This is a genomic window from Breznakibacter xylanolyticus, assembly GCF_003254275.1.
GTDB classification, from domain to species: domain Bacteria; phylum Bacteroidota; class Bacteroidia; order Bacteroidales; family Marinilabiliaceae; genus Breznakibacter; species Breznakibacter xylanolyticus.
The window spans coordinates 1-21,454 of record NZ_QKZK01000038.1 but is presented as its reverse complement, the minus strand read 5'-3'; the positions used below and the strand labels follow the sequence as shown (position 1 = coordinate 21,454).

Genomic DNA, 21,454 nt, shown 5'->3' with positions numbered 1-21,454 from the left:
ACTACTTTTTTTGTATTCAAACTTAGATTGACAATTATGGTAACAGCATTGCATCCAAATACGGTCTCAAAGCTTTACTACCTCGACAACAGGATAAAAAGCTTCTATGAAAAAAACGGTTATTCATCCATCCCTTTCGATGGCCGGAAAGTGCAGGAAATGATTCAGGCATCGCAAAAGGAGCTGGCCGAATTGTTTCTCAAAATATGGGGAAAGAGCATGGGCGCACATCTGCTCGATAAATTTTACGAGAACCGAGGCAATGTGCTGGATTTCTACATGAGCCTTGATGGCCAGAACCGCCAGCTCTTATCACAAAAAGACTGGTGATGATGGATGCAACCCAAGTAATCGAACACATCAACGGAGAGATAGTCAGTGTCATCTCCAATTTTGTGGAGCTGAAGAAAGCCGGAACCAACTTTTCGGCTCGATGTCCTTTTCACAACGAAAAGTCGGCTTCGTTCCATGTGAACCCGGCCAAAGGGATTTACAAGTGTTTTGGCTGCGGCAAAGGTGGCGATGCGGTAAGCTTCATCAAGGAACATGAAGGCGTTGATTTTAAACAGGCCGTGGAGATTGGTGCAAAGAAGCTCAAGATTGATTTTGAATGGAAGAAAAGCAAGGACTTTGACCAAGCCAAATACCAACACCGGGAAAGCCTGCACATAGCCTGCAACATCGTGGAGCGGTTCTTTGCCGAAAAGCTTTCCCATCCCGAAGCCCAGAAGTACCTCCAAGGGCGTAACATTATTAACCCCTCACACGGTAGTTTTGAGTTGGGTTACGCCTCTAATGGCAATGAACTGCTGGCCTATGCCCGGCAAAATGGCCTCAAGACCGAAATACTGGAGGAAATCGGGGTTCTAAAGAGCAGCGACAACGGGTTGTATGATTTCTTTAGGAACCGCTTAATCTTCCCCATCTCCAATTCAAGAGGTCAGACCATCGCTTTTGCCGGAAGGGATTTAACCGATAACTCCAAGGTCAAATACCTGAACACGCCCGAAAGCAGCATCTACATCAAAGGGAATGAACTCTATGCCCTGAATGCTGCCCGGATGGCCATCAAGAACGAAGACCGGGTGTATATTGTGGAGGGCTATACCGATGCGCTGCGGATGCACGCCATTGGCATCACCAACACGGTGGCCACTTGTGGAACTACCCTGACAAATGCGCAATCTGTTTTATTGAAGCGGTACACCAACAAAGCCACCCTAATATTTGACGGGGACAATGCCGGGCAAAGGGCAACCGAGCGAAATGCCGAAATCCTGATTAAAAACCAGTTCCATGTATCGGTGATGGTTCTGCCCGAAAAGCACGACCCGGACACACTGTTTACCACCAAGGAGCTGTTTCTCCAGCACAACGAACAGCAGACCGATTACATCATCTTCAAAACTCAGCAATTGGCCGAAAAAGCAGCCTCCGACCCGGTTTACAAGTCCGAGGCCATCAAGCGCATCTCCAAGCTGATTGCCAACTACGACAAGACCAAACAGGAGGTTTACACTGAGTTTGTGGCGGAACACATCAAACCCAAAAAGGCTTGGGTGGATGCCATTAAAGAACTGTCGCAAAACGAAACGCAACCCACCCACCGCTACACCATCCCCCAGCACGTCAGCCTGAATGATTTTAACCGATGGGGTTTCTACGTGGAGGACAATTGCTATGTGTTCCGGAACAAGAAAGGTGATGACTTTGTGACCCACTCCAATTTTGTAATGGCTCCCTTATTCCACATCGAAAGCCCCATCAATGCCAAGCGTTTGTATGAAATCAAAAACCGTCACAATCTGGTGAAGATTGTGGAGCTGCCCCAACGGGATTTGGTGAGTATCACCAATTTCAAACTGCAAATAGAATCCTTGGGAAACTTCCTTTGGACGGGTGGAGAAAGCGAACTCAACAAACTGAAAGCATGGCTTTACGAGAAAACCAAAAGCTGTAAGGAAGTGGTTCAAATGGGATGGCAACGAGAAGGTTTCTTTTGCTGGGGTAACGGCATCTTTGATGGGGAGCAGTTTATCAAAGCCGACAAGTACGGGATTGTGCAGCACAATGAGCGATATTACTACATTCCGGCCTGTTCCGAAATCTATGCCAGTGATGACAGCCTGTTTGAGTTTGAGCGGCACTTCATCCACAACGAGGGCAACATCACCCTTTACGAATATGCCCAGAAATACACGGCTGTATTTGGCAACAACGGTATCATCACATTGTCGTTTTTCTTTGCCAGTTTGTTTCTGGACATCATCTCCAGACGGTTCGATAAGTTTCCCATCCTGAATATGTACGGCCAGAAAGGTTCCGGTAAAAACACCTGCGCTGAAAGCATCCTTTACATGTTTGGCCGCAAAGGGAAAGTTCCCAACCTGCATAACTCCAGTAAACCATCCATTGCCGACCATGTGGCCACCAGCTCCAATGCGGTTTGTGTGCTGGATGAGTATCGAAACGACTTGGAAATGGAGAAACGGGAACTATTGAAAGGCTTTTGGGACAAGACCGGGCGAACCCGGATGAACATGGACAAGGATAAGAAAAAGGAGACCTCCAAAGTCAATCAGGGAATCATCGTCTGCGGCCAGCAGATTGCCACGGCTGACATTGCCCTTTTTAGCCGCTTCATTGCCTTGGGCTTTTCCAAGACCATTTTCTCCTTTGAAGAAAAGAGGCATTTTGAAGAACTGGAGCAAATCAACAAACAGGGATTGACCCAGATTACCCATCAGCTGCTGAAACACCGGGAGACCTTTAAAAAGAGCTACAATAAAACCGTTGATGCAGTCAGCGACCAGTTCCGGGAGTTGTTGGGAACGACTGCCATCGAAACACGGATTTTCAATAACTGGTTGACGGTAGCCTCTGCTTATGCCACGGTGGCTAATATTGTGGAGTTGCCGTTTAAGTACGACAGCATCATGCAGCTTTTTGTAGAGATGATGGAGACCCAGAATAGTGAAACAGCCAAGAATGACGACTTGGGTATCTTCTGGAAAACAATTCAATACCTTATTAGCTCCAATATACTGTTTGAAGGAGGCGATTACAAGGTGGTTTATGCCGATAGGATTAACCGTGTATTCAAAAAGAATAACGAATGGCAAAAAAGCGAGATTATATTTCAGGAACCACAGGATATTCTTTACTTATCGGTCAGCCGAGTGTTTGGATTGTATAAAACACAGGCATTGCGTGAAGGTGACAAGCCCCTGCCGGATGCCACGGTGGAATATTACCTGAAGAACAGTCCTGCTTTTGTTTGTGACACCAAGAAGGTCTATTTTAAGAAGTTCGATGCCAAAAGCGGAATGCACGAATACGATGAGAATGGGAACAAGAAGTTCACCTATACATCGGCGTATGTGTTTTATCTGGATAAGCTGAATTTAAGCATTAACGATGGACGTTTAAAGGAGGAAAACTGAAACGGGAGAGAATTAAATGGAAGGGCTTCTGGGTAAAAATACGGAAGCCCTTTCTTTTTGCACTTGAAACCGAGTTTTACCATAGAAAAATGGGTACTTTGATTACTTTATTTACTTTAGGAGCTGATAGAAATTGATTACTAACAGCTTAGGGTGTATTGCTCCATAAAGGATGGTTACTTTGCATTACTTTAAGTTACATTAGAAAAACGAATCATCCGGTTTTGGTACTTTAAATTTGGCTAAGGTACTTTATGAACTTTGTAATACAGAAACACTTTACCATCAGTCATACAATCCTTTAACCTCTACAAAGTAACCAAAGTAACAAAAACTACGGGAATGTAGGTGGTTTATAATATTTCTAATGAAAGGAGGCTTTAGAATGAAAATCAATCAAATAAATTTCATAAATTAGCATTTTCATTCATATAATATACCTAATTTGCGTATAATGACGAATAAAAAGCAGATTAATAGGCTTAAAATAGTGTTGGTCGAACAGAATAGAACCAATAAATGGTTAGCTGAACAATTGGGGAAAAACATTACTACGGTTTCAAGATGGTGTACAAATGAAACACAGCCGGCTATTGAGACAATGATTGAGATTGCTGGGATATTAAAAGTTGATGTGAGAGAATTACTGGTTTCGACAAAACAGGAAAATAAATAAATATGGAAGTTAAAGACAGCATATTTAAGAATGGATCAACTTGGTTAAAGGCAGATTTTCACCTCCATACCAAGGCTGATAAAGAATTCGATTACAAACAGGAGCCAAATGAGTTCATTAAACTATATGTTGAGCAACTGAGATTGAAAAATATATCCATCGGATTAATTGCGAATCACAATAAATTTGATGCTGAGGAATTTCGAAACTTGAAGAAAAAAGCGTTCAAAGAAAATATTTATTTGCTTTCTGGGGTTGAGTTATCTGTAAACGATGGAGCTAATGGCATCCATTGTCTAATAGCATTTGATTATAGCTCTTGGATTAAGAATGGTGATAATTTTATTGAACAGTTTCTAAACTCTGCCTTTGAAGGAGTTGCAAACCGGGAGAATGAAAATACTCGGTGCAAGTATAGTTTGACTGATTTGTTTTCAAAACTTGAAGCTCATCGAAAAGATGGTCGGGATTCATTTATTATCATGGCTCATGTTGAGCAACGTAGTGGTTTTTGTAAAGAATTGGATGGTGGACGAATATCCCAAATTTCATTAGATGAACATTTCAGGAGAAATGTTTTGGCTTTTCAAAAGCTTAGGACTTTCGATTTAATCACTAACCTTTCACTGTGGTTCAAGGAAGCCAACAATATTCCTGCTTTTGTAGAAGGCTCAGATTGTAAGAATCTGGCAGAAATTGGTGTATGTGGCAAACAAAAGGATGAAAATGGCTATGAAACTGATAAAGAATCTTGGCTAAAGGTTGGAGACTTTAATTTTGAAGCAGTAAAGTATGCTTTAATTGATAAAAAGAACAGACTTTCTTCAGTAGCTAGAAAGAACAATAACTCATTTATTAAATCTATTGCTTTTGAGGGGGGGCTTCTTGATAAAACTGAAATTGGTTTTTCTCCGGAACTTAATAATTTTATAGGAATCAGGGGAAGCGGTAAATCATCCATCTTGGAAATATTACGCTATACTCTTGGAATATCTCTTGGTGAACAAACAAGTGATAAAAAATACAAAGACAGTTTGATCGAACATGTCTTAAGAAGTGGCGGGAAAGTCATAGTAAATGTTGTTGATAAATTACACAGGGAATACAGGATTGAAAAGATTTATGGTCAAAAAGAGGATATTTTCCTCAATGACGAAAGATTGAACATTCCAACTATTGACACCATTTTTAATACCCCTGTTTACTTTGGACAAAAGGATTTGTCTAATAAAGATATAAACTTTGAGGCCGACCTTGTGAGGAAGTTGATTGGAAATAGATTAGATTCAATCAAAGCCCAAATTCAAAATAAAAACAATGAAATAATTGATGTCATCACGAACCTTCGAAAACTTAAAAATCTTGACGAATACAAAAAAGAGGTTGTAGCTACAATCTCTGATGCTGAATACAAACTCAAAGTGTTTAAGGAAAAGGGTATTGAAGGAAAACTTAAGCAACAAAGCAAATTTGATACAGATATTTCAAAGTTTAATAATGTATTATCTGAGATAAAGAGCTTTCACAATGACCTTAAAGAAGTTTATAACAACTACAAAACATTTTTCTCAGATTCGAAATTAGTGTCAGAAGACAATAAAGATGTTTTCGAAAAAGCTGATGAAATTTTCAAGCAATTGTCTATTGAGTTTGAAAAAATAGGTTCGGCAAGTCAAGTTATTGCGGCCAAATCAAATGAATTGAACATTTTGCATAAACAGCTCCTAGAAAAGAAAGAGGCATTGAAGGAAGAGTTTGCCAAAATCAAAAGGGAAATTAACATCCCCAATGTTAATCCAGATGACTTTTTGAAGTTTAATCGCATCATCGAAACTTCTAAGTTGAAGTTGGTTGAGATAGATAAATCTGAAAAGAAAAACGAGGAACTCAAACGATTATTAAACGACAAAGTATCGGAGCTTAATCAGCTTTGGCATAAAGAATTTCAGATTTTAGAAAGTGAAGTTTCACGGATAAATAAAAATGATAATAGTCTATCCATTGACATTGATTACAAAGGACGCAATGATGTGTTCAAGGATAAGCTTCAAGAAGTTCTAAGAGGAAGTGGTCTCCGTGGAGCTACGTATGATTCAATCGTGAATGTATATAAAGACTTCATTGAAATATACCGAGATTTTCCAAATGTTAACGTTAAGCTTAATATTAGTGAAAGTCTTATTGCGGAGTTTAAAAGTAGAATATCTTCCAATCTTGAAGAGTTGCTAACATTTAGAGTGCAGGATAAGTTTACAATCAATTATAATGGTAAACCTCTTAAAGACCATTCATTGGGACAAAGGGCTACTGCATTGATTTTATTCCTTCTTGCTCAAAAAGAAACAGATGTCTTAATTATTGACCAACCAGAGGACGATTTAGATAATCAAACAATTTATGAGGATGTAATAAAAGAGATTAAGCAATTAAAGGGAGATATGCAGTTTATTTTCGCAACTCATAATGCAAATATTCCTGTTCTTGGCGATAGTGAAAGAATCGTTTCGTGCAGGTATCTTGAATCAAGAATAGACGTGTCTGCTGGCACAATTGATAATGCAGATACGCAGAAGGAAATTGTAACCATTATGGAAGGTGGCGAAGAGGCGTTTAATAGACGCAAAAATATTTACAGTATTTGGAACATAAACAAAAAGAACTAAGATGGATACAATTGAATTACTAAATATCATTGGTCAGGGAGAAACCAGTAAGGTTCAATTCAAACAGGAATTACCTCACCGGGACAGTATTTCCCAAGAAATTGTTGCAATGTCAAACTCATCAGGTGGTGTAATATTACTCGGAATCCAAGATGTAACTGGCGAGGCTATTGGTTTGTCGCATGAATCAATTGAAAGTTATGATAAGATTATTGCCCAAATAGCAGATAATATAAAACCAACGGTTTACATTACTACTGAGGTCGTAACCATAACAAAGGCAGAATCCAATGTTCATATTTTGGTGGTACATGTTCCTGAAGGAATCAATAAGCCTTACAAAACAGCAAAGGGTGAAATCTATATAAAGCAGGGTTCTAATAAGCGATTGCTCACTGACAATGCTGAAATCATGAGGCTTTTTCAGCATAGTGCCAATTTATTGGCCGATGAGATGGAGGTATATGATACTTCGATTGAGGATATTGATAAAAATGTATTCGCGGAATATTTCAAAAAGGAGTTTGGACAAACGTATGAGGAAAAAGGACTTACTTACGAACAAGCTCTTCGAGCGAAACGTGTGCTACGGAATAATCAAGTATCATTGGCTGGCCTTTTGTTTTTCGGTATTTCTCCACAATCAATCAAACCAGCCTTTACAATAAAAGCGGTCTCCTTTTATGGGAATGATATTTCAGATACAGAGTTTAAAAGTAAACCAGCAGATTTCCAAGGAACAATACCCAAATTATTTGAGGATTGCTTGAGTTTCCTGAAATCTAATCTACACTTTTTGCAAAAAGACACTGAATTTAATTCTAAAGGCCAACTTGAAATCTCCGAAATTGCACTAACAGAATTGATTCAGAATGCACTGGTTCATAGGGATTACTTTAAAAACTCGCCAATAAGAGTGTTAGTTTTTAAAAACAGAGTTGAAATAATTAGTCCGGGTAAATTACCAAATAGTTTAACTATTGAGGATATTAAATTTGGAAATCCTGTTATTCGGAACAATCAACTTGTTGCTTTTAGCACACATGCTATGCCTTTTAGTGGACTTGGTTCCGGAATCAGGAGGTCAATTAAAGAGCAGCCAAATATTGAATTAATAAATGATATTGATGGCGAGCAGTTTAAAGTTATTATTCCCAGACCTGAAACTAAAGAGTAGTTTTTGGTCTTAATACTTGGCCGTAAAAATGTTATGATACTAGACAACGAAAACAAAGAGTTTAAAGTCCACGAATGGATTTCAAAATACACAGAGGAAGGTAAATTTGACTTAGTAACCGGATATTTCACTATTGGTGCATTGGCTTTTTTATCCAAACAAATAAACAACAAAATTAGTGAATTCAGGCTCGTACTTGGTGACATTGTAAATATTGATACAGAGGAAAACAGGCCTCTCGACCTGTTAAACGAAAACATCTCTATTGAAGCCGCATTAAAACTCAATAGCGTCTCAAAGGAGGCTGTTAATTTCCTTAAGCAAGACCATGTAAAAGCAAAAACCCTAGAACCTAACTTTTGTCATGCGAAAGTCTACCTATTTGACCCACATAAGAATGATGACCGAAATAAGTATTTTATTTCAGGGAGTTCTAATCTTACAGAAGCAGGAGTTGGGTTGAAACAAACGAACAATGTTGAACTTAACATTGCTGAAACTGGAAATAACAATCAATATAAGGAACTTGTTGAGTGGTTTGAAAGTCTCTGGAGTAAACCTCAAGCCCATTCAAATAAAACAATTATTCACAAAAATGGGGAACATACCAAGGTAGATTTTAAAGAATATTTGATTGGCGAAATTGAAAAGATATTTATTAAGTACACACCTAGGGAGATTTATTATAAAATACTATTTGAACTCTTTGGGAATCAAATATTAGAAACAGAAGATGACCCTGAGTTTAATCGGCAAGTCGGCAGGTTGGAAAATAGTGTTATATACAATAGCCTATATGATTTTCAGAAAAAAGGTGTTCTTAGTTTAATCAAGATGCTTCAAAAGTATAACGGAGCAATTCTAGCTGATGCAGTTGGTTTGGGTAAAACGTGGAGTGCTTTAGCTGTAATGAAATATTTTCAATTGCAAGGGCGTGAAGTGTTGTTGTTGTGCCCTAAAAAATTGGAGCATAACTGGAATAGGTACAAAAAACATCAGGAATCAAAATTTGAAAAAGACCAGTTCGATTTTTTTATTCGCTTTCACACAGATATGAGTAGTGAACGAATGGAGAAATATTGTGATAGAGCTGATAAGCTTTTCACTAATGACAAACCAAAACTGATTGTCATTGATGAAAGTCACAACCTAAGAAATGACAAATCAAACCGCTATAAGTTCTTACTTGATAATATTATCAAACCCAATGAAGATTTAAAGGTATTATTGCTATCGGCAACACCCATAAACAACTCCTTAAATGATATTCGTAATCAGTTTAAGTTAATGGTTAAGGGCGACAATAAAGGATATGAAGAATCTTTAGGAATTCGTAATCTTGAGGCTTCATTCAGGTCTGCCCAACAAGCATTCAATGATTGGCGTGAGGAGGAAAAACCTAAAATCAGTAGTTTTATAAAAAGCTTACCTGCTAACTTCTTTACGCTTACCGATTCTTTAACGGTTGCGCGAACTAGACAAATGATTGACGGACATCAAAAAGGTTTGGTATTCCCCGAAAAAGTAAAACCTATTAATCTATTTGTTACTCCAAACGAGTTTGGAAACTTTGAGAGTTTTGAAGAATTATTTGAGCATTTTCCGCCAATGTTATCGGGCTATCAGCCATCATTTTACGTGGATATTGACGATAGTGAAAAGAATGTTCTGCATGATGAACGTCAACGAGACAGGTTTCTTGTAAAAATGATGTACATCCTTATGGTAAAACGATTAGAATCTTCTTGGTTTTCGTTTTACTCTACCGTAGGGAAAATTAAAGACCACCACCAAAATGCTCTAAATAAAATCAAAAGTTATCTTGAAAGTAAAAACAATGATATAATTGAAGATAATGATGGTTTATTTACTGATGATGAGCTAGAAGACCAATTTGAGGAATATACACTTGGAAAGAAACGTAAAATTAGTTTGGCTGAAATTGATGAAGCTGGAAATATCCAAAACTTCAAAAAAGACCTCAAAAAGGACTTAGATGCCCTTGATAATCTGCACATAAACCTTCAAAAATTTGAAAATAATCTCAACAAAGAACTAAAACTACCCAATAACTTAAATTCATCGGACAATAAGTTGCAGGAACTGATAAAACAGATTCAAAACAAAAGAATCAAAGGGGAAAACAATAACAATCAAAAGTTGGTGATTTTTACAGTTTATCGTGATACAGCCAAATATCTGTTTGACCAACTTAAAGCTAGAGGATTTGAACGTATTGCTATGATTTCCGGTTCTGGTTCCTTTACTTGGGATTCCGAGGAGGAAACAAAACTGTTTGAACCAATATTAGAACGATTTGCTCCTTATACAAAGCTATACAGAGAGAAAGAGTGGAATTTTGAGGTTAATACAAAAGAGAAAGACAATTATTTGAATTGGGTTGAGTATATTTCAAACTACCATCCTAAAGCCTATCAGAAATTACAAAAACCAATTGATATACTTATTGCAACCGATGCGTTAAGTGAGGGACAAAACTTACAGGATGCCGATATGGTAATAAATTACGATATACATTGGAATCCAGTAAGAATAGTCCAAAGAATGGGACGTATTGACCGATTAGGCTCTCCAAACGATAAAATCTTTGGCATTAACTTCTGGCCATCAAACAATATTAACTCATATCTCGACCTGCAAGGACGAATAGAGCAAAGAATGGCAGCCATGAAATTAGCTGGTTCTGAAGTGCATCTTGAATTTTCAGACTCCTTTAAAGAAATGGCACAGGATGAAAATCTTGAAAACAGACTTAAATCCCGTATGATGCAACAAATGGAAACTACTTGGGACGACATTGAAGTAAGTGACCAGGGATTAGGCTTTGATGACCTTTCACTTGAAAGATACAGACAAGACTTATTGGAAGAGTTTAATAAGGACAAAGAAAAATATAAACGTATGCCGAAAGGTGTTTATACGGGTTTTAAAGCGAATAGCGAAGTTTGCCCAGAGGATGGGATTATTGCTTTAATGGGCTATCCAGCCAAGCCTGATAAATCTAAAGACCATGATTACAAAGTTTTTGAACTTATTTATATTGACAATAACGGAGAACAAATATTGCTAAATCAGAAAGAAGTATTTGATTCAATTACTCATCATAAGGATTTAGAACGATTTGTCCCTAATGCTATCGACAATGGAGATGAAACGGCTATACAAATATTAGTAACTGCTTTAAAAAATTACCTTGACAGCCAAAAAGCAGACGTTGAGAAACAAGCTGATGGCTCTGAGAAAAAGGTAATGGGTAAAGAATCAAAAGACTTACTGGCAAAGCTTCGCAAAGGAGATAAGAAAGCTGTTGAACGTGTTAAACAGAACGTGACTGTTGATGAAAAATACCAGCTCACAAATTTCGATTTAATTACATGGTTTATAGTTACAAACTAAACTGAAAACATTCTATATGAAACTGAATATATTCCACCGATTTGATATTTTGGCAGCAACCAAAGCCTTGTTTGCCGACCTCAAAATTCCTGTTAATTATGTAGCTGATGAACCTACTACTGCCAAAGAAATATTACAGGATACATTTAAAGAGAATGAGACTTTTCAGCTTATTAACGATGTGTATTTTGTAGGAATGGTTGATGATGCTGCATTCAATAAAACAGAAAGTATTGCTAAAGAAAACATTAAATCAGATTATGATGGTATCTTATTGTTTGCCATCACTTTACATCAACGCAACAATGATTTGCTTCCGTCCCGTTCGCAATTGGCTGAAATATCAAGGGCTTTTAACAGAGAGTTTTATTACACTCCTGTTGTAATTGTATTTAAATACAAGGATTCAAAAAATGAATATGTTGCATTTTCCAACACAGAACGTTTGCCTTACAAACAGGCTTGGAGAGAAGGAGAAAAGGCTGGCAAAGTTTCATTGTTAAGAGACATTAATATTGAAAAACCCCATGCCGGGCATGAGCGAATAATTGAAGAGTTACGTATTCCTACAAGTGGTAAAAATGCCGTAGATTCTTTTGATAAACTATATAAATACTGGCAGGAAGTTTTTAGTGTAAGCATCCTTAATAAACGGTTCTATCAGGAATTGCAGAGTTGGTATTTTTGGGCAATTAAAGAGGTTGCATTCCCTAATGCACCAATGCGGATGGCTACCAACGAAAACGGTGAATATCTGTATGCTTCAACAGCACAATTTGAGGATGCAATTAAAGAACACAAAGGGAAAAATGTTATTCGCTTGCTTACCCGTATATTGTTTATATGGTTTATTAAAGAAAAGAAACTGATTCCCGATGAAATATTCGATGAAGAATTTGTTGCCAACAATCTTCTAAAAGATTTCACACCGCAAAAGCCACTAGGCATATTTGCCACAGGCAAGCATACAAGTATGTATTACCGTGCCATATTGCAAAATCTTTTCTTTGCTACCCTTAATCAAGAAATGGGTAAACGTGAATTCCGAAAAAAATCTCACATGAATGTTACTAACTTGATGCGGTATCAAGATTACTTCAAGGATGGTGGCGATGAAAAGTTTGTGCAATTAATGGAATCGGTTGTGCCATTTATGAATGGCGGTTTGTTTGAATGTTTGGACAAACCTCACCCTACAGCTAAAGGCAAACAAGGCGGTGATTTAATAATTTACGAGGATGGTTTTTCTGACAGAATTGATAATGTTTTACAAGTTCCGGATTATTTGTTTTTCGATGTTGATGAAGAGGTAGATATTAGTGATGAGATTGGTAGTACCCAAAAAATATACAAACAGGCTAAAACTAAGGGTTTACTCGAACTACTGAAATCATACAAGTTCACGATTACCGAAAATACACCTATTGAAGAAGATGTTGCTCTTGACCCTGAATTGTTGGGTAAGGTTTTTGAAAACCTTTTGGCAAGCTATAATCCTGAAACAAAAACAACAGCTCGGAAGCAAACTGGTTCTTTCTATACTCCCCGTGAAATTGTAAACTACATGGTGGATGAAAGCCTTATTGCCCATTTAAAAAATTCAATTGCCGATTGGCAGGGACTGGATGAGAAGCAAGTCGATGAATCATTACATACTTTGGTTTCATTTGACAACCCTCAAAATCCCTTTGCAGAAAAATCTGATTTGCAAACTCAGATAATAAAGGCTTTGGATGCTTGTAAAATACTCGACCCTGCTTGTGGGTCGGGTGCATTCCCTATGGGTATTTTACAAAAAATGGTACATATACTTCATAAAGTAGATGCAAACAATTCGGAATGGAAACAACGCCAGATTGACCGGGTTAACGAAGCCATTGAAAAATTGGAAGATATTGATGATGTTGATTTTCGTGAACGCAGTATAAAAGAGCTTGAGGCACAAAAGGCTGATATTGAGGAATCGTTTAACAACAATGAGTTGGATTATGGTAGAAAACTTTATCTGATAGAAAATTGTATTTACGGTGTAGATATTCAAAGTATTGCCACCCAAATATCAAAACTCCGTTTCTTTATTTCATTGGTAGTTGACCAAAATATTGATAGAAATAAACCCAACTTTGGGGTTCGCCCTTTGCCAAACCTTGAAACAAAATTTGTTGCAGCAAACACATTAATTGGTATAGATAAGCCAGAAGCTCAAGGTAATTTATTTGACAAACCAGAGGTAAAAAAACTAGAAGACAATCTTAAAAAAGTTCGGCATAAATTATTTAGTTCAAAATCACCCAAACGTAAACGGGAGTTACGGAATGAAGATAAAGAATTACGTGAACAAATATCAGACAAGCTGATAGAGAATGGTTTGGGTAATGATTCTGCCCGACTACTTTCATCATGGGATCCTTATGACCAAAATGCGGCTTCTCCATTCTTTGATAAAGAATGGATGTTTGACATTACCGATGGTTTTGATATTGTTATTGGTAATCCTCCATATGGAGTTTCCATAAAAGGGAATTCAAGAAAGAATGTACTTAAATTTTTGGATCAAGTGCCAGATTTTGAGATATATTACTTTTTTATTGAGATTGCTAAAAAACTATTATCATCTAATGGAGTTCTATCTTACATTATACCAAACACATACTTGTTTAATGTTTTTGCAGAAAAATATAGGGAGAAACTGATGAGTAGTTGGGGAATCCTGCTTTTAATTGATTTTACAAATTACTCATTGTTTGAAGGTGCAACTGTAAGGAATTCTGTCTTTGTTTTGAAGAATAATGGGAATACAAAGGATATTAGTTATCTCCCATCAAATAATTCAGAATTAAGTTTAAATGATTTTATTAATCAACAGCCTAAAAATCTGAAAAAGGAACTATTATACAGTTTTTCTCAAAACTGGGCACTTGCATTCAAACTACCAAAAGAAAGAATTAACGCTATTTCAGAAATAAAGTCTAATTCGAATTGGTTAGCTCACTACTTCCCAGATATATCACAGGGGCTTATTGCCTACGATAAATACCAAGGACAAGAGCAATCAATAATTGATTCGCGTGCATATCATTTCTCTACTTATAAAGAAGGATTAAAAAAATGGTTGTGGGGAGAAGATGTTACGAAATATAAAGTCAAATGGAATAATAAGGAGTATATTGATTATTGTGACGGAATTGCAAATCCCAGAAACCCCATCTATTTTAAAGGTAAGCGATTGTTAGTTAGAGAAATAACTAATCCTTCTATTTTTGCAGCTATTACCGTGGATGAATTATATAATGACCCAGCTATAATCATTGTTAAAGAATCAAATTTCTGTATTGAAGTTATATCTCTAATTTTAAATAGCAGCCTTGGAACGTTCTATCATTTTAACGCTTCTCCGAAAGCTACGAAGGGAGACTTTCCTAAGATTCTAGTTAAAGACATTAAAGAATTCCCTATTAGTAAAAACATAACAACAATAGATATAGAACTTTATAAAACTATACACTCGATACTTGAATGGGCTGTTGAAATAAATCGGAATAATAAAGTTCTATATTCAATCGTTGATGGATTAATATTTAATTTATACTTTCCTGTGCATATGCAAGAGCTTGAGATTGACATAACTCAATTTATTAAGAGCGATATGGAGGAAACCCTACAAAATAGAAATTTTTCAGAATTACAAAACAATGAAAAAACTGAAGTTATAGAAACCCTACAAAAAAAATGGTCACACCCCGATAATGAAGTACGCAACCGGATAAAACTATTTGCAGTGCGTAGCCCTGAAATTTTAAAACCGATACTGGAAAGCTGAGATGAAAAAAATTGATAAAGTTAAAATCCAACACTTCAAGGCATTTCAGGCGGAAGAAGAGTTTAATTTCAGAAGCAAGCACGTTTTGGCTTATGGGAATAATGGTTCCGGTAAATCATCCTTATTTTGGGCTTTATATACCTTTTTGCAAAGCAGCATTAAAACCAATGATGATGAAGTAAAAAAATATTTTGCAGATTTTGTTGAAAGTAACCGTGCAACACATCAAACACTCAAAAATATTTACGCAACAAATGATAATGAACCACATATAAAGTTGATTATCAATGAGGCTAACGGAAATTCAAAGACTTATCAAATTGGTAATTCAAATCCGGGAACCAGACCCGAAAATAATGGTAACGACACTACGATTCAGGAACTGAACTTAGCCAGCGATTTTATAAACTATAAATTGCTTCATAATTTTTATCGTGCTACGCACCGTCAGGAAATAAACTTGTGGCAGGTTTTTGAAAGAGATATTTTTCCTTTTTTAACCGAAGGAACTAAAAACTGGTTGGATATAATAAAAGAAAAAACAACCGATATTCCAAGACGTAATGGAGGTTCGGCTCGTAGTGGTCATGCACGGTCAAATTTTGATACAGCACTGGAAGCTTTAAATCAAAACATCGAAGACAAACTTTCTGAAATTGCAAATACCGCCAATGACTTTATGAAAAAACACTTCTTTAATAAAAAAGATGTGTTAAAAGTTGAACTTAAATTTTTAAAGAAATTCAGCTTCGACCTTGTAAAAAGGAAAATTTGGGAGGAAAACCATGAAGCAATGAGGTTAGATTCCTTGAAAATTGGCTTGGTAGTTAAACTTAAAAGGAATGGCTCTGAAAACTGGGATACACTTCAACGTGTTCAATCATTCCTGAATGAATCACAACTCACAAAGATAGCCATAGGCATACGTATCGGTGCATTGAGAAGTCGTGTTCAGTCAACAGACTTCAAGATTTTAGTGCTTGATGACATGTTAATTAGCCTTGATATGTCAAATCGAATGGATATTATCAGGGTATTATTAAATACAGATAACGACCCTGAGCTTGAACAAATATTTGGAGGATTTCAGAAAATTATACTTACCCATGATTTAGGTTTTTATGAATTGGTGAAACGATATACCTCAGCTCATGATTGGGAATATTTCAAATTTCACTCATCAGATAAACTTTATGAAGCTCCGATTATCCGTAAGGACAAATCCCGACTCGAAAAAGCAGAATCGTTTTTAGTTGATGGTGAATACGATGCTTGTGGCAACGAGTTAAGAAAAGAAACAGAAGCTGTTCTTGATAAATACTTGAAAGGTTTAAATATGGCAGCAAATGGTGAATTTGAACCTCTAATGAGTAAATTGAATAGGGCTTTGAATCAGTTAACAGAAACCAAGAGACGTGATTTTACCAAGGCTATCTCCAATCGGGGCATGAGTAAGGAACTCATAGAAAAACTAAAGACAGATTTTGAGAATGATGCAACTTTAGAGCCAGCAGAAAAAGGGAAATTGCGTGGTTTAAAGAATGACCTGACTAATTATGTATTAAAACAAATAGACCTTCGTAATGATTCCGAAAATTTAATTAATGAAGCCAAGGATATTCTTAAACGCATAATGAATCCTGCATCACATTCTTCTTTTGAACCTTTATATGAGGCTGAATTAAGAAAAGCAATTAATGGTGTTGTTGCATTAAAAGAAAAATTAGAAAGCATCTAACTCTTTTATTCCTATCTTAGCTCCGCTATCCGTCAAGGGTATAATTGAAAAATTATGCCCTACATACTCGATTATTATCTGCAAGCAAGTCCTATTCCGAGGCTTTTTGTTGTTTGTATCCGTCATTTTCACCGAACACTTTCGGTTTTTAGTGCCAATTCCGGCAAAGTCCACCAAAGCAATTCTATTTTCCGGCAAAGCAGGATAATTCAGGCTGGTTATACCCTTCAAAATTGGGTGTATCCACAAAAGCATTTGAATTATCCTCTGGAAGCACCCAAAAGCATTTCGAACATCCTCAAAAGTCCTGAAAAGGAAGAAAAAGCAGTGTCAAAGTACTTGACAAGCCTGCATTTTCAAGCTTTTTCAGGGCTTTTTGCATGGTATTCACCGCTTAATCCGACCCGCTATGACCTTCCGTAGAACCGTATTGAAGCAGGATTTGGTAAAAAAGCTGTACCCGGACAGCATCTCCATTAGAAGTGCCTTGCAGTTACTGCGCAATGAAATCGACCTGTGCCCGGAACTAAAGGAACGAATCAGCCGGGCTGGCCACATGCGCAAGCACACCTACAATTTTGAGCAGTTGCGGCTGATACTGGAACACTTTAGCCTCACACCCGAAGATTACAACCAATTATAACAGACGCATGAACTATTTTCAGAACATCACCGACTTGGAGCAAGCCAAGCAACGATACCGCACCTTGGCCAAAGAACTGCACCCGGATAAAGGAGGTTCTGCCCTTCTGTTTCAGCAAATGCAAGAAGAATACAAAACCCTGCTACTGGAACTGCAACGCAAGCAAGTAGCCCCTACCGGACAAAACACTCCCCAGCAGTCGGATATAATGGCAGAGCTGGGCAAACTGGCTAAAGTCCTCATCCAGAAACAAGTCCCCCAGCGATACCTGCAAGAGAAAATCAAAAAGAGCCAATCCCCACCGGAAAGAATTCTCTTCAATGGGTTAATCAGCATTTTAAATGGTTTTGTAAAGGCAAAAGAAGACGATTGAAAACCGATATGCTTTTGATATATCGTTTTTTAACTCGAAATTTAAAGGCACAAAAATTCAGAGTGGTGTTAATACAAATTTGTTACATGGGATTGTAGGATGAAGATGCCATCTAAAATAGACGATTACTTTTTCGCTCCCTGCGGTATAAATTGCATGGTTTGCTATGTCCATCTGAAGGATAAGAAACCCTGTGCTGGTTGCTTGGGGGAAGATGTTTCTAAACCTGAACGTTGTAAGTCTTGTAAAATAAAAAATTGTGCCACCGAAAAAGGATTTAAACATTGTTTTGAATGTCAATATTTTCCTTGCGTTCAGATAAAAAATCTGGACAGGAGTTACAGGAAACGGTATCATATTAGCCTAATTGAAAACAGTAGAAAAGTTCAAGAAATCGGACTTGTCGCTTTTCTATCAATCGAGCGAGAAAAATGGACATGTGGCGAATGCTCCGGTGTTATTTCACTTCACGATGCTGAATGTTCACATTGCCACAAAAAATCCTAATACAACTGCCAATAAGTACGATTATCTTCTGAGAAGACGAGCAATTGAAAATGCAAAAAAATTGCCATTAATACACACCACAAAACACTAACAACCACCACCAGCCAATAACGGCCAAACCCTTACGTGCCTGCTATTTTAAGTTTGCTTCCCTATGGAATCAAGCACAAAGAAAATAGTAGGCACATTGGCCGTTGTGGCAGCCATCGGAGGCGGTTTCTACCTGTTTACCAAGGGCAAAAAACTACTGGCCGGGGCAAAGATGAACTTCGCCCTGTTGGGTTTCCGCATCCATAAGCTCACGTTACAGGAAGTCCAGTTTGCGGTCAAGCTCCGCTGTTACAACCCCACCAACGCACCCATTACCCTTGCCATCAATCAGGTGGTGGCCAAATACAAGGGTTCCGACATTGCCTATTCCACCCCCGACATTAAAGGACTAACCATTCCAGCCGGACAAACCAAAGAGCCGGAAATCACCTTTCAAGTGCCTTACCTGAACCTCATGGGTAAAGGCTTGTCCACGGCTGTACTCCAAAACACGCAGCAGCTCAAGGCCGATATGGCCTTCACGCTCACCATCAGCATCAACGGGGAAACCATCACCACCACGCAAAATTTAACAGATGAGAATATGAACGGACTAGCATCGGGACAACTCGGTATTGTATCCGGCCCACGCAATACAAAAGACGGACGACAGTTCAACCACCTGATAAAACGGGCTGCCGGAGCCAGCACCTTTATCAAGAACGGCAGTGTGCTGGAGACGGTGGAGAGCTGCATCAACATCATAGCAGACCACTACCGGGAAGTCGAGGAACTGGCCGCCAACCTAAAGGCCGATTCGGTAAAGGAGACCTGTCGCAACATCTTCAATTTTGCCTACACCTACCTGCAATACCAAAAGGATGAGGGCGGAACCGAACAGCTCCGCACACCAGCCCGAAGCTGGTTGGACGGCCAGATTAAGTTCAGACAACAGGGAAACACCGATTCAGGCATCGACTGCGATGATTACAGCATCTTCTGCGGCTCCATCCTCAAATGTCTGGGCATCCCCTTTAAGTTCCGTATCACCAAGTATGACGGCAAAAGCTACTACCAGCACATCTACGTGATTGTTCCTGCACAGGGCGACAGCGAAGATGAGATCGTCATTGACCCGGTACTTTCCAAGTTTGATTACCAGAAGCCTTACAGCTATGAGAAGTCCGACTTCAACATGTCGCCCTTGCAAATGCTCGGTGGCCTTCGGGGTATCAACGGACTGACCGGAACGCTGGGGCTGGGCTTGCCCATTTACGCCCTCTCCGGTCTGGATATGGATGGCGGACGGATTGCCGATGAAGACCACACCGAACTCATGGCCATCATTTCAGGAGTTGACTTTGATGATGCCATCAACGGGCTTGGCAGTGCCGATGATGCCACACTCAACTACCTGACACGCACCCGTGACTTCCTGTTGAAAAGCAAGGAGAACAAGGGCAAGATGTCGCACATCCAGAACCCCGACCAGTTCATCAGCATGATTGACCAAGCCATCAAGTTCTGGAACACGCCCCAGCGTGACCAAGTGCTGGATAAGCTGGCGACCATTGAAGACAAGCTGGCCAAGAGCGGCTTTATCAAATACGATTCGGAGGCCATGCAGGGATTGGCAGAGCTTGATGATTTGGACGAGGAACTGGATGGACTGAACGGACAAAGAAGCCTTGGCGGCTTTTTCAAGTCCCTCAAACGCATTGGCAAGAAGGTGGGCAAAGGCATTAAAAAAGGAGCCAAAGCCGTTGCCAAAGTCGGCAAGAAAGTGGTGAAAGCCATCGTTCGCTTTAACCCTTTGTCCATTGCCATTCGCAACGGATTACTGGCAGCCATGCGCCTGAACATGTTCGGCATTGCCAAGAAGTTGCAATACGCCTTTTTGCCAGATAATCTGGCCGCAAAGCACAACATCGACCCACAGAAGCTGGCCGACTTGAAAAAGCGTTACGCCAAGGTACGAAAGCTCTTTGATGGTTTACAGGGCAAAGAGAAGAACCTTCGCTCGGCCATTTTGAAAGGGGCAAAACAAAAAAGCCCGGACTTTTCAGTGAAAGGGGTTCAAGGCATCGTGGTCGGATTGCAGGGCTTGGAAGCCATTGGCCAGTTGGCCGAATTGGGCAGTCTGGGCGTGGCGGCCACCGCAGCATCGGTGGGTGCTGCAACCGGGGTGCTTGCAAAAATAAAGAGCTGGCTCCAGCCTGTCACCAACATCTTCAAAAAAGCCAAAGAGAAGATTGTCGCCCGTAAGCAATCCAGACAACAGGCAACGCAGGTACAGGCACAACCGCAAGCATTACCGCAACCCAGCAACATCATCGACACCAGCGAGGCATTCACAGAGAACCTCACACCGATAATGCCAGTTGCGCCAGTTGCGCCAACAGCCAGTTCCACCATCCCCAGCCTTAGCCCGGCAAGTAGCAACACGCCATATTTACCATCGCCCACACCCACGAATATGGCACGCACGCCCACAGCCGTCAGCCCAACCAAGGGCATCAGCAAAGGAGCCAAAGTGGGCATCGGATTGGGATTGGCCGCAATCATCGGAACTGGGGCTTACTTCATGTTCCGGGACAAGGGCAACAAACCCAAGACCACCACCTCCCCCAAGGAAACGCCCAATAAGAAATCGTTGGGGCGCATAGAACTCAGTTAAAACCAGTACTTAAATTTTATAAACATGGCAGTAAGAAAAAAGACTTCGAGAACCCCGACCACTTCGGCACGGGCAACCAAGATTGACTTTATGAAAGCCACCAACAACATTGGAAAACCCGTTGCTGCCATAGCAGGGTTTGCCGTTGGCAAGTATGCTTTGAAAAAGTTATCGAAAAGCCAGACCGTTACCGGGCTGATGGGAACAGATATGAAGGATTACATCCTTCCGGCAGCCGTCACGATGGGCGGTTTGATTGGCACACAGTTCACCAAAAACGAATACATCCA

14 protein-coding genes are annotated in these 21,454 nt (G+C 39.1%); all 14 read left to right on the top strand.

Translation table 11 applies throughout. From position 1 onward, the window contains the following. The first annotated feature begins 36 nt into the window (after positions 1 to 36). A complete protein-coding gene (locus LX69_RS15185; protein WP_111446898.1) occupies positions 37 to 330 on the top strand; it encodes a hypothetical protein in 294 nt (97 codons plus the stop codon). Further along, entirely contained in the window at positions 330 to 3,443 is a 3,114-nt protein-coding gene (dnaG, locus tag LX69_RS15180; RefSeq protein WP_111446897.1) for a DNA primase, read from the top strand. The genes LX69_RS15185 and dnaG overlap by 1 nt, the downstream gene beginning before the upstream one ends. A 454-nt stretch (positions 3,444 to 3,897) precedes the next feature. Further along, on the top strand, positions 3,898 to 4,119 hold the full coding sequence (locus LX69_RS15175) for a helix-turn-helix transcriptional regulator (RefSeq protein ID WP_111446896.1): 222 nt from the start codon (positions 3,898 to 3,900) through the stop codon (positions 4,117 to 4,119). Between the two features lie 2 nt (positions 4,120 to 4,121). Then, positions 4,122 to 6,782, top strand: a complete 2,661-nt coding sequence (locus tag LX69_RS15170) for a TrlF family AAA-like ATPase (RefSeq protein WP_111446895.1) — start codon at positions 4,122 to 4,124, stop codon at positions 6,780 to 6,782. A gap of 1 nt (position 6,783) precedes the next feature. Beyond that, the gene (locus LX69_RS15165; protein WP_111446894.1) at positions 6,784 to 7,959 is read left to right on the top strand and encodes an RNA-binding domain-containing protein; all 1,176 of its coding nucleotides are present in this window, start codon (positions 6,784 to 6,786) and stop codon (positions 7,957 to 7,959) included. 33 nt (positions 7,960 to 7,992) lie between these two features. Next, a complete protein-coding gene (locus LX69_RS15160; protein WP_111446893.1) occupies positions 7,993 to 11,376 on the top strand; it encodes a helicase-related protein in 3,384 nt (1,127 codons plus the stop codon). A 16-nt stretch (positions 11,377 to 11,392) separates the two neighbouring features. Continuing rightward, entirely contained in the window at positions 11,393 to 15,196 is a 3,804-nt protein-coding gene (locus LX69_RS15155; RefSeq protein ID WP_111446892.1) for an Eco57I restriction-modification methylase domain-containing protein, read from the top strand. A gap of 1 nt (position 15,197) precedes the next feature. Next, complete coding sequence (locus tag LX69_RS15150; protein ID WP_111446891.1) at positions 15,198 to 16,934, top strand: AAA family ATPase; 1,737 nt, start codon at positions 15,198 to 15,200, stop codon at positions 16,932 to 16,934. Positions 16,935 to 16,988: 54 nt separating this feature from the next. Next, complete coding sequence (locus LX69_RS17570; protein WP_146260762.1) at positions 16,989 to 17,357, top strand: hypothetical protein; 369 nt, start codon at positions 16,989 to 16,991, stop codon at positions 17,355 to 17,357. After that, complete coding sequence (locus LX69_RS15140; RefSeq protein ID WP_111446889.1) at positions 17,344 to 17,577, top strand: DUF4248 domain-containing protein; 234 nt, start codon at positions 17,344 to 17,346, stop codon at positions 17,575 to 17,577. The genes LX69_RS17570 and LX69_RS15140 overlap by 14 nt, the downstream gene beginning before the upstream one ends. A 7-nt stretch (positions 17,578 to 17,584) precedes the next feature. Continuing rightward, on the top strand, positions 17,585 to 17,950 hold the full coding sequence (locus LX69_RS15135; protein WP_111446888.1) for a J domain-containing protein: 366 nt from the start codon (positions 17,585 to 17,587) through the stop codon (positions 17,948 to 17,950). 99 nt (positions 17,951 to 18,049) lie between these two features. Further along, entirely contained in the window at positions 18,050 to 18,457 is a 408-nt protein-coding gene (locus LX69_RS18420; RefSeq protein ID WP_111446887.1) for a DUF3795 domain-containing protein, read from the top strand. A 154-nt stretch (positions 18,458 to 18,611) separates the two neighbouring features. Next, positions 18,612 to 21,164, top strand: coding sequence for a hypothetical protein (locus LX69_RS15125; RefSeq protein ID WP_111446886.1), 2,553 nt, complete (start codon positions 18,612 to 18,614; stop codon positions 21,162 to 21,164). Positions 21,165 to 21,188: 24 nt separating this feature from the next. After that, a partial coding sequence (locus LX69_RS15120; RefSeq protein WP_146260761.1) for a hypothetical protein occupies positions 21,189 to 21,454 on the top strand: 266 nt, incomplete at its 3' end.